Below are 11,159 nucleotides of genomic sequence, written 5' to 3'. Positions count from 1 at the left end.
GGTGTATGTCTGAGCTTCGTAAAGGTCAGGTGCCGAACCTGGCCCTGGCCACTGCGGCGTTCGCGGTGACGTTCTGGGCCTGGAACCTCATAGGGCCCCTGTCCGGGAGCTACAGCGGGCAGTTGGGGCTGTCGCCGACCCAGACCTCGCTGCTGGTGGCGATCCCGGTGGTCGTCGGGGCGCTGGGGCGGATCCCGGTGGGGGTGCTGACGGACCGGCTCGGCGGGCGGCGGATGTTCGCGGTCATCTGTTTCGTGTCGATCGTGCCGGTGCTGCTCGTCGGGTGGTCCGGTTCGTACGGGTGGCTGCTGTTCTGGGGGTTCCTGCTGGGGATTGCGGGGACGTCGTTCGCGGTCGGCATCCCGTTCGTGAACGCCTGGTACGAGCCCGCGCGCCGGGGGTTCGCGACCGGCGTCTTCGGGGCGGGCATGGGTGGGACGGCGCTGTCGTCGTTCTTCACGCCGCGACTGGTGGAGGAGTTCGGGCGGGCGGGGGCGCATGTGCTGATGGCGGCGGTGCTGGCGCTGATGGGAGTGATCATGCTGGGCGGAAGCCGGGACTCACCCGCGTGGTCGCCTGCTGGGTCGCCTGCTGGGTCGCCTGCTGGGTCGGCCGCGGGGGCGTCCGCCTTGCGTGGGATACGGGAGGCGGCGCGGATCAAGGCGACCTGGCAGTGCGCGTTCCTCTATGCAGTGACTTTTGGTGGTTTCGTAGCCTTTTCCACTTATCTGCCGACATTGCTGCAGAACGTGTACCGCTTCGCCCAGACCGACGCCGGGCTGCGTACGGCCGGGTTCTCCATCGCGGCCGTGCTGGCGAGACCGCTGGGCGGGGCGATCTCCGACCGGATCGGGCCGGTCAGGGTGCTGTTCGGCTCGCTCGGCGGGATCGTGGTGATGGCGCTGGTGCTGGCCCTGCGGCCGCCGCCCGAGGTGCCCGCCGGGGTGAGCTTCGTGCTCATGGCGTTCTTCCTGGGCCTCGGGACCGGCGGCGTGTTCGCCCTGGTGGCCAGGCTGGTCGAGGCGTCCAGGGTGGGGGCGGTGACCGGGCTCGTCGGGGCGGCCGGAGGGCTGGGCGGGTACTTCCCGCCGTTGGTGATGGGGGTCGTCTTCACCGTGACGGGGGCGTACACGGTGGGATATTTGCTGCTGGCGGTGACTGCGCTGGCGGCGCTCACGTACACGTACCGGGCATTCCGGACGCTTTAGTGGCGGGTTTTCGTACGTTCCAGCAGCTCGAAAACCGTTTGCCGAGCCGGGGTGCGCCTTGTCAACCTTGTCAGGCCATGCGATCCCTTCCTGAAGCCGATCCCGGCGTGCCCGACATCCGCAGCCCGCTCCGCTACCTGTGGTGGAACGCGCGGCGGCAGTCGGCACCCCTTCTCGCGGGCATCGGCTTCGCCACGCTGTGGTGGCTGGTGCAGGCGCTGATGCCGGCTGCGCTCGGCAAGGGCATCGACGCCGTCACCGCCAAGGACACCGAGGGGCTGCTGCTCTGGGCGTCGGTCCTGTTCGGGCTGGGGCTGATGCAGGCGTTCACCGGGATCATGCGGCACCGGATGGCCGTCTACAACTGGCTGGCCGCCGCCTACCGCACCGTGCAGCTGACCGCCAGGCAGTCCGCCAGGCTGGGCGCCACGCTGCCGAAGCGGCTCTCGACCGGTGAGGTCGTCAGCGTCGGCAACTCCGACATCGCCCACATCGGCAACTCCATCGACATCCTGCTGCGCGGCACCGGCGCCATCGTGGCCATCGTCACCGTCACGGTGATCCTCATCTCGACCTCGCTGCCGCTCGGGCTGCTGGTCCTGTTCGGCGTGCCGCTCATGACCGCGGCCGTGGGGCCGCTGCTCAGGCCCCTGCACAAGCGTCAGGCGGGCCAGCGCGAGCTGTCCGGCGAGCTGTCCACCAGGGCCGCCGACATCGTGGCGGGCCTGCGGGTGCTGCGCGGGATCGGCGGGGAGCAGGTGTTCTCCGACCGCTACCGGGCCGAGTCGCAGCGGGTGCGGCGGGCCGGGGTGAGCGTGGCCGGGATCGAGTCCGTGCTCGAAGGCGCCCAGATCGTGCTGCCCGGCCTGCTCATCGCGGTCGTCACCGGCGTCGGCGCCTCGTTCGCCGTCGCCGGGGAGATCCCCACCGGGCAGCTCGTCGCGTTCTACCTCTACGCGGTCTTCCTGATCGGCCCCATGCGGACGCTCACCGAGGCCGCCGACAAGCTCACCAAGGGCCACGTGGCGGCCGGGCGCGTGATCCGGATCCTGTCCATCCAGCCCGAGGTCACCGGCGGCACCGGCGCCAGCGCGGGCGGCGTGCTGCGCGACTCCTACAGCGGCGTGACCCTCCAGCCCGGCTGCCTCACGGCGGTCGCGGCGGACACCTCCGATGACGCCATCGCCATCGCCGACCGGCTCGGCCGCTACGCCGACGGCGACGTCACGTTCGGCCCGGCCGACCTGTCCACGCTGCCCATCGACGAGGTCCGCGCCCGCATCCTGGTCGCCGACAACGGCGCCCGGCTGTTCACCGGCCGCCTGCGCGACGAGCTCGACGTGCGCGGCGAGGCCTCCGACGCGCAACTGCGCGAGGCTCTGCACGCGGCCTGCGCCGAGGACATCGTGGAGGCGCTGCCCGACGGGCTGTCGGCCACGGTGGCCGAGGCGGGGCGGGAGTTCTCGGGTGGGCAGCAGCAGCGGCTGCGCCTGGCCCGCGCGCTGCTGGCCGACCCCGAGGTGCTCATCCTGGTCGAGCCCACCAGCGCCGTCGACGCCCACAGCGAGGCCCGCATCGCCGAACGCCTCGCCAAGGCCCGGGCCGGCAAGACCACGCTGATCTGCACGACCAGCCCGCTGGTGCTCGACCGCACCGACCACGTCGTCTACGTGCAGGACGGGCGGGTGCTCGCCGAGGGCACGCACCGCCAACTGCTGGACAGCTCACCACACTACGCCGCCACCGTGACCCGCGGAGAGGACTGACCTCATGCCCCGGACCCACGGGAAGCGCTGCCCCCTGCCCACTCTCGGCTCCCAGACCCGCCTCCACTCTGGGCCGGATGGGACCACTCGCGGGCGGCACGGCGCACATTCGGGATGCTCGCTGGCTCGTTCGTCCGGGAAGGGGTGAAGCAGGATGGCTCGCGAGATCTTGCCGGTCGCCGATCGAAAACAGGTGCGTGCCTATGCCAGGCGGCTCACCCTCCGCTACCCGCGACAGCTCACGATCGCGCTGGCCCTGCACGGCCTGGCGGCCGTCGCGGGGCTGGTGGTGCCGTGGCAGCTCGGCGGGCTGGTGGAGGACGTCCAGTACGGCATCGAGGTCAACGTCACCCTCGTGGCCGCCGCCATCGGCGGCTTCCTGCTGCTGCAGGGTGCGCTCATGCGGTTCGCGGTGCTGGCCTCGGCCAAGCTCGGCGAGAAGGTGCTGGCGGAGCTGCGCGAGGAGTTCGTGGACCGGGTGCTCGCGCTGCCGCTGTCCACCGTCGAGCGGGCCGGGTCCGGCGACCTGATCACCCGCACCTCCCGTGACGTGGACTCGCTCTCCCGCACCGTACGCAAAGCCGTCCCGGAGACGCTGATCGCCCTGGTCACCTTCCTGATCACGGTCGGCGCGCTGCTCCTGGTCAGCCCCCTGCTCATGCTGCCGATGCTGATCGCCGGGCCGGTGATCTGGGTCGCCACGCGCTGGTACCTGAGGCGGGCGCGAGACGGCTATCTCCGCGAGAACGCCGCCTATGCCGACATGACGGAAGGGCTGGCCGAAACCGTCGAGGGCGCCCGCGCCGTGGAGGCGCTCGGCCTGCAGGAGCGCCGCCGCTCCCGTACCGACGCCGACATCAGCCGCTCCTTCGCCGCCGAACGCTACACGCTCGGGCTCCGCACGGTGTGGTTCCCCGCCGTCGAGCTGGGCTACGTGATCCCGGTCGTGACCACGCTGCTGGTCGGGGGCCTGTTCTACACCAACGGCTGGGTGGCGCTCTCCCAGGTGGCCACCGCCACGCTCTACGCGCAGCAGCTGATCGACCCGCTGGACAGGTTCCTGATGTGGATCGACGAGCTGCAGGTGGGCGGGGCGTCCATGGCCCGGCTGCTGGGCGTGGCCAACGTCCCCGACGACCGCGCGCTCGGCTCCTCCCGCCCCTCGGGCGAGCTGCTGGAGGCGCCCTCCGGTCCCGCGGGCGAGCTGCTGGAGGCGTCTTCCGGTCCGGCGGGCAAGCTGCTGAAGGCGTCTTCCGGTCCCGGGGGCAAGCTGCTGGAGGCGTCCTCCCGTCCTTCGAGCGAGCTGCTGGAGGCGTCCGACGTCCGGTACGCGTACCGGGAGGGCCGGGACGTGCTGCACGGCGTGTCCCTGACCGTCCGCCCCGGCGAACGACTCGCCATGGTGGGCCCTTCAGGAGCCGGCAAGTCCACGCTGGGCCGGCTGCTGGCGGGCATCCACGGACCGCGTACCGGCTCGGTGACCGTGGGCGGGGTCCCGCTCGTGGACCTGCCGCTCGACGAACTGCGCGGCCACGTGGCGCTGGTGACGCAGGAGCACCACGTGTTCAAGGGCTCGCTGCGCGACAACCTGCTGATCGCCCGCCCGCACGCCTCCGACGCGGCCGTACGCCAGGCGCTGGAGGCAGTGGACGCCCTCGACTGGGTCCTCGCCCTGCCCGCGGGCCTGGAGACGGAGGTGGGCTCCGGCGGCCTGGCAGTGTCGCCCGCCCAGGCGCAGCAACTCGCCCTGGCCCGCCTGGTGCTCGCCGACCCGCACACCCTGGTCCTGGACGAGGCCACCTCCCTCATCGACCCCCGCGCGGCCCGCCACCTCGAACGCTCACTGGCCGCCGTCCTCGACGGCCGCACCGTGATCGCAATCGCCCACCGCCTCCACACCGCCCACGACGCCGACCGGGTGGCCGTCGTGGAGGACGGCCGGATCAGCGAGCTGGGCTCCCACGACGACCTGGTCGCGGAGGGCGGCTCCTACGCCGCCCTATGGACCAGCTGGCACGGCACCCCAACCACCACCCACTCCTGACCCACCCACCCCAATAGCCGGTGCGCCCCCCGCGCCGCCGACCCCGGGCGTCGGGTGGTGAGGCCTGCGCGTCGCACCGCGACATTCGGGCCCGGGCGTCGGGTGGTGAGGCCTGCGCGTCGCACCGCGACATTCGGGCCCGGGCGTCGGGTGGTGAGGCCTGCGCGTCGCGCCGGGGCGGACGGTCAGGGACATGCCGTGCAGCAAGCCCTGGCCCTCCCGGTACGCGTACCGGACGTCGGGCGCCCGGGTGTCGGTTGGTGAGGCCTGGGCGTCCGGCCGGGTATTCGGGCCTGGGCGTCGGGTGGTGAGGCCTGGGCGTCGCGCCGGGACATCAGGTGGCGCCCGGCCGGACGTTGGGTGGTGTGGTGGCTTCCCGCTGCACTCGAACATCGGGCACTGAGGGTGGCGCACCGCGCCGGGACATCGGGCACCGCTGTGTTGGACGTCATGCGCCGCGCCGGGACGTCAGGCCCGTTGCACCACGACGTCAGGTGGTGATGCCCACACGCTGCACAGGGGGCGTTCGGCGGCGAGATGGTCTACGCGCTGTACAGGGGGCGTTCGGCGGCGAGATGGTCTACGCGCTGTACAGGGGGCGTTCGGCGGCGAGATGGTCTACGCGCTGTACAGGGGGCGTTCGGCGGCGAGATGGTCTACGCGCTGCACCGGGGACATCAGACGGCGACGACGCGCGGGCGTTAGGCAAATGGGGGTTCATGCTACGGGCACCCAGGTCGGGCCGTCGTCGTCGGCGGTGTGGTCGACGCGGCCGAACACCACGTCGGCGAAGTGCACGCCGAAGCCGATCGTGTCCGGACGCTGCAACTCGTTGACCAGCCGGTGCCGGTGCACCGTCGACTCCACCGAGTCCAGGTCCGAACCGGCGAACCACTCGGGATGCCGGATCTGGACTGAGGAGTGCAGCGCGTCACCGAACGCGATCAACCGCTGCCCGCCGGACGTGATCGTGTAGGTGGCGTGCCCGAACGTATGCCCAGGAGCCAGCGCCACCCGCACTCCCGGGAAGATCTCCTCGTCATCCCGCACGGTACGCGCCCGAGGCGCCAGAGCGGCGAGCATCTCGTCGGTCGTCCCCTGCTCAAGGCTCAGGTGCCGCTGCTCCCATTCGGGCTCAGAGATCAGGTAGTCGGCCTCGGTGAACGCGGGCCGGTCGCGGCCAGGCGCGGGGTGCCAGGCCCAGCCGAGATGGTCGAGGTGCAGGTGAGTGAAGGCCACCGCCTCGATCTCGTTGGGCCGCCGACCCAGCTTGGCAAGGCTGTCGAGCAACTCGCCACCACGGATGGAGCCGATCTTCGGGTTCTCCGGATCGTCGGGCACGGACACCGGCCCCACTCCGGCATCGATCAACAAGGCCCTCTCGCCGTACTCCACCAACAGCGCACCGATGCTCCCCACAAGGTTTCCCGTGTGGTCGAGGAAGGCGGCGTTGTCCTTCCAATCCTGCTCTGTCGTCCTGAGCAACCACCCGTACGGCTTGAGCTGCACCGCACCGTCCGGCACATAGCTGATCTTGAGCTCGCCAAGCTGAAGGGAACGAGCAGAGGACGGCCGACGCAGACGCTCTTCGTAGCTGTTCATGGCAGAGAAACTTACAACTAGAACTATTAAAGCTGCAAATATGCATGCTTGAGCTATCCTGGCCCTGTGAAGTCGCCCCACCCCGCCACCAGCGCTGATGACGCCACCCTTGCCACCAGCGGCGGTAACGTCACCAGCCATGACGCCGCCAGCCTTGCCATCACCAGCGCTGACGTCACCGGCGGTGACGCCGCGAACCGTGACGCCGCTAGCCGTGACGCGACCGGTGGTGACGCCCCCGGCCTTGCCAACGGCGCTGACGCGACCGGTGGTGACGCCGCCAGCCTTGGCGCCACCAGCGGTGACGCCAGCGGTGGTGGGGCCACCAGTGGTGATGCCGCCGGCGTGGGCGCCACCAGCGGCGGTGCCGTTGGCAGCGCGGAGCGGGCCATTGCTGAGCGGAACCTGTGCGGTCTTGTCGGCGCGTTGGCCAAGCAGATCGAGGGCCATATCAGGGAGCGGGCGGGGGCGCTGGACCTGACGGCGGCCCAGGCGGTGGCGCTGCGCGAACTCACCGGCCCGATGACCATGCGCGACCTGGCCGAGCGGATGAGTTGCGAGCCGTCGAACGCGACCTTCGTCGTCGATCGGCTGGAGGAGCAGGGCATCGTCGAACGGCGCCCTCATCCCGGTGACCGCCGTGCCAAGCAACTCGTGCTGACCCCCGAAGGCGCCGCACTCCGCGAGCGGCTGATCGACCTGCTCACCGAGGCTTCACCCTTGGCCCGGCTCACTTCGGAGGAGCAGGCCGCCCTCAACGACCTCCTCGCGCGCGTGGTGCGATAACCGGAGCTCCAGCTCCAGCACTCGCCCTTCGATCGACATCCGCCTCGACGCGTCACGCACCCGCGTTGCCCAAAACGCCGCAGGCAGCCCAACCCCAGCGCAGGCAGCCCAATCCCTGCGCAGACGTTCCAACCGCTGTGCGGGCCCTTCCAACCGCTGTGCGGGGTCGGGGTACAGGGTCATGTGCAGAGTCAGGCACGGCTAATCGTGCAGAGCTGGAGCTTGAGTTCGACCCGCGCGGCCAAGAAGGGCAGCGTGGCCTGCCTCCACTGTCAGAGAGCGGCCAACATGCGCCGGGAGGACATGATCAAATTAAGGCCCGCACACTGCCCATGGCGGACGTGCGCACCCCCTCAACAGCCGCGCGCAAGGACCCTGACACGCCTGCCTCAGCCGCCTGACGACACCGGCGCGGACCCCAGACCCCATAGCCGTACGGTGCCGTCGTCACCGCCGGCGGAAATCGCGATCGTTTCGCCGCCCAGGCGGCCGACCGCGACTGAGCGGACTTCGCTGGTGTGGCCGGTCAGCGGTTCGCCCAGTTGTTTGTGTGCTGCCAGATCCCACACCCGCACGGTGCCGTCCTTGCTCCCCGACACCGCGATCGTCCGGTCGTCCAGCAGGCCCACGGCGACTGAGCGGACTTCGCCGGTGTGGCCGGTCAGCGGTTCGCCCAGTTGTTTGTGTGCTGCCAGATCCCACACCCGCACGGTGCCGTCCTTGCTCCCCGACACCGCGATCGTTCTACCGTTGAGCTGTCCGATCGCTACGGAGAAGACGTAGTCGGTGTGGCCGGTGAGCTCGCTTCCCAGCTGTTTGCCGACGGTCAGGTCCCATACTCGAACGGTGCCGTCGTTGCCGCCGGAGACTGCGATCGTCTTACCCTCGAGTTGCCCCAACGCCACTGCGTAAACGGCCCGGCTGTGGCCAATGAGCAGGGTGCCCGGCAGTCGTCCCGCCGCCAGGTCCCACACTCCCACCCGGCCGAGCTGATCTCCGGAGATCGCGATCGTCTTGCCGTTCATCTGCCCGAGTGAGAGGGGGGAGCCGGCTCCGACAAAGGCGCCGATCTGCTTGCCCGAGGTCAGATCCCACACCTGCGCGAGGTCGCTGCCGCCACCGCTGACGACGATCTGTCTACTGTTCATCTGCCCGACCGCCAGGGCGTCGATGAATTGATCCTCGTCTCCGCCGAACGGCCTGCCGAGGCTTTCACCGGTGGACAGGTCCCATGCCTGCGCCAGGTTATTGTGCGCGACAACGGCGACCGTTCGGCCGTTCAGCTCCGTCAGTGCCACGGCCCCAGCCCACTTGCCGTCGCCGACGATCGGCTTGCCTATCGCCCGGAACGATGGAGCCGAATCCGGCGGCCATGCAGCCACGAAGGAGCCCGCCGCCACGACCACGACCGCAGCGGCAATCAGCCCCCAGCGTCGCAGACGTCCAGGGCCGCCTGATGCCGACGCCGATGCTGGCGGATGCGGTGGCAGCGGGACGTCATCAGTGGATAAGGGGCGGTGATCGGCCACCAGACCTCCAGCGGGTACCCGGCCTCGGTGGCGGGATGGGTAACACACCCTAAATCGCGGGAGCCTCGGACCAAAAGCCAGGGCGTGGGGACGTCGATGCGCTGGTGCCGCTGACACGCCGCTCACGCCTGCACGTTGACCCGTACTCACTCTGCATCTGGAGTACGCCGACAGCGGGCCGCCCAACTGCTGTGCGGGCGGCCCAACCGGCGCGTCGTCTGCTCGCGTTGGCACAGGCATCCCCTCGGCACAGGCATCCCCTCGGCGCAGCCATCCCCCTGGCACAGGCATCTCCGAGGGTTGTTCGGTGGGAACATCGCGAGGGAGTGTGTCCGGGTGTGGGGGTCAGGGTTGTGGGGTCAGCATTCTGTTTTGGTGGGGGGCATAGTGCGGTCGGTGAAGTAGCGGTTGATGTGGTCTCGGGCGCAGGGGTTGGTGCCGTAGAGCGTGTGGCCGGGGCCGTCGTGGCGGATGGTGGCGCTGCCGGGCACCTGGGAGAGGACGCGGGTCACCGCGTCCGACTCGCCCCAGGCGCCTGCGCCCAGCATGGGAGGGAGGCCCTTGGGGAGCGGGGTGGGTGGGTTGGTGACCGGCTGGGGCCAGCCGATGCAGCCCAGGGTCGCTGAGGCGAGGGTGTTGGCCGTGCCGGTGTTGGGGGCCACGCGTTGCAGGCGATTGATGGTGGCGGTCATCTCCTTGCGGTTGGCGAAGCGGGGCCAGTCGGCGCATTCGGTGACGCCGGTGGCCTGGTCGGGGTAGCGGGCGCCGCGTTGGGGGACGAAGTCGGAGGCGTCACCGTCGGCGGCCTTGCGGATCGCCTGGGCCAGTTTGGGCCAGGCGGCGGTGCCCTGGCGGGCCAGGCCCAGGGCGAAGCTCTGGAGGTCGCGGGTCTTGTAGGCGACGTTGGCGGTCTTCGTGGGGATGGGGGTGCGGTCGGCTCGGGCGATCAGGGTGCGCCAGAGGGCGGGGACGTCCGCGCAGTCGTTGGAGGCGCACCAGGTGAAGAAGCGTCGCAGGAACTGCTCGTTGGACTTGGCCATCTCCTCCAGCTCGCGCTCCCAGTCGGTGGCACTGTGGCTCCACGTGCCGTCGAGGACCATCGTGCGGATCCGGTCAGGGAAGAGGCGGGCGTAGGCCTGGCCGTAGAAGCCCGCGTAGGAGGCGCCGTAGTAGTTGAGCTTGTCGTCGCCGAGGGCCTTTCTGATCGCCTCCATGTCTCTGGCCTGGTCTGCCGAGCTCATGTTGGCGAACAGCTCGGGATCCTTGAGCCGGCAGGCCTCGGCGTAGCCGCGGTTGGTGTCGGACAGGCGGCCGAAGTCGGCGTCGTCACGGGGTGAGTCGGGGATGGGAACGCGGGTCCAGGCACACTGCAGGCCCGTGCTGAGGCCCCTGAACTGCTCGCCGTAGCCGCGGGTGTCCCACGTGACGATGTCCATGCGTTCGCGGAGCTTGGCCCACCAGTCGGGGGCGGACTGGGTGATGCCGATGCCGGGGCCGCCAGGGCCGCCGTAGGCGATCAGGACCGAGCCTTCGGACTTGCCGGTGGCTTTCAGGCGGCCCAGCTTGAGGGTGATCTTGCGGCCGTCCGGCTTCTGCCAGTCGGCCGGGACCTGGAGGTCGCTGCACTCCATGCCGATCTTGTCATTGGGGCAGGTCTGCCACTGCTGCGGGCCGCCGGCGGTGGTCGCCGCGGCCGCTGTGGTCGCCATGGTGGTCGCGGACGCCGAGGTGGTCGGCAAGGTCCCCATGCCCAGCAAGGCGAGGGTGATGGTGAGGGGCTTGAGCATGGCGTTCACGATGCCGGAGGGGGAAGTGGAAACGCGTCGGACCAGGGTTTGGTCTTTGGGGGGTGCGGGTCCTACCAGGGGTTGTCAGACCGCTGCGCGCCTCGACCGGTTGGAGGGGGTCTGTGGGGATTTGCGGGCGGGACGGGTCTTGCGGTGGTGGGGTGGCGTTGTCACGATCGACGGCGTGACCAAATGGCAGTGGTCTGGGAAGGCGCGCTGAGCTTCACCGGCGCGGGGTCCCACCAGCCCCGGGCCCTGCCAGCACGCGCCCCCACCGGCACCCGGCCCCATCAGCCCGGGCCCCACCGGCACAGAGCTCCGCCGGCGCGGCCCCGCCGGGCACGGAGCTTCACCGGCGCGGCCCCGCCGGGCACGGAGCTTCACCGGCGCGGCCCCGCCGGGCACGGAGCTTCACCGGCGCGGGGGTCCCACCAGCC

Annotated in this window: 7 protein-coding genes; 4 read left to right on the top strand and 3 right to left on the bottom strand. The window is 70.6% G+C overall.

Features of this window, described 5'->3' with window-relative positions:
• The first annotated feature begins 5 nt into the window (after positions 1-5).
• The 3 genes from H4W80_RS28855 to H4W80_RS28845 all read left to right on the top strand — a co-directional run bounded on the left by H4W80_RS28855 (position 6) and on the right by H4W80_RS28845 (position 5,018).
• Positions 6-1,208, top strand: coding sequence for an MFS transporter (locus tag H4W80_RS28855; protein WP_192787954.1), 1,203 nt, complete (start codon positions 6-8; stop codon positions 1,206-1,208).
• A gap of 77 nt (positions 1,209-1,285) precedes the next feature.
• Positions 1,286-2,974, top strand: coding sequence for an ABC transporter transmembrane domain-containing protein (locus tag H4W80_RS28850; protein ID WP_192787953.1), 1,689 nt, complete (start codon positions 1,286-1,288; stop codon positions 2,972-2,974).
• A gap of 154 nt (positions 2,975-3,128) precedes the next feature.
• Complete coding sequence (locus H4W80_RS28845; RefSeq protein ID WP_192787952.1) at positions 3,129-5,018, top strand: ABC transporter ATP-binding protein; 1,890 nt, start codon at positions 3,129-3,131, stop codon at positions 5,016-5,018.
• Positions 5,019-5,735: 717 nt separating this feature from the next.
• Here the strand turns inward: H4W80_RS28845 and H4W80_RS28840 are convergent.
• A complete protein-coding gene (locus H4W80_RS28840; RefSeq protein ID WP_192787951.1) occupies positions 5,736-6,620 on the bottom strand; it encodes an MBL fold metallo-hydrolase in 885 nt (294 codons plus the stop codon).
• 66 nt (positions 6,621-6,686) lie between these two features.
• Between H4W80_RS28840 and H4W80_RS63820 the strand changes: the two genes are divergently transcribed.
• Positions 6,687-7,406: a MarR family winged helix-turn-helix transcriptional regulator gene (locus H4W80_RS63820; protein WP_318787105.1), complete on the top strand. Its 720-nt coding sequence runs from the start codon at positions 6,687-6,689 to the stop codon at positions 7,404-7,406.
• A gap of 389 nt (positions 7,407-7,795) precedes the next feature.
• On the opposite strand, the gene H4W80_RS63815 is transcribed toward H4W80_RS63820, so the two are convergent.
• Together H4W80_RS63815 and H4W80_RS28825 are read right to left on the bottom strand one after the other, a co-directional pair.
• The gene (locus tag H4W80_RS63815; protein WP_192787950.1) at positions 7,796-8,935 is read right to left on the bottom strand and encodes a WD40 repeat domain-containing protein; all 1,140 of its coding nucleotides are present in this window, start codon (positions 8,933-8,935) and stop codon (positions 7,796-7,798) included.
• A 359-nt stretch (positions 8,936-9,294) separates the two neighbouring features.
• Entirely contained in the window at positions 9,295-10,722 is a 1,428-nt protein-coding gene (locus H4W80_RS28825) for an alpha/beta fold hydrolase (RefSeq protein WP_192787949.1), read from the bottom strand.
• Positions 10,723-11,159: the final 437 nt, after the last annotated feature.

The sequence above is a fragment of the Nonomuraea angiospora genome, from assembly GCF_014873145.1.
In the GTDB taxonomy this organism is placed as follows: Bacteria; Actinomycetota; Actinomycetes; order Streptosporangiales; family Streptosporangiaceae; genus Nonomuraea; species Nonomuraea angiospora.
The sequence above is the reverse complement of the archived record's forward strand: the minus strand, read 5'-3'. Positions and strand labels throughout refer to the sequence as shown.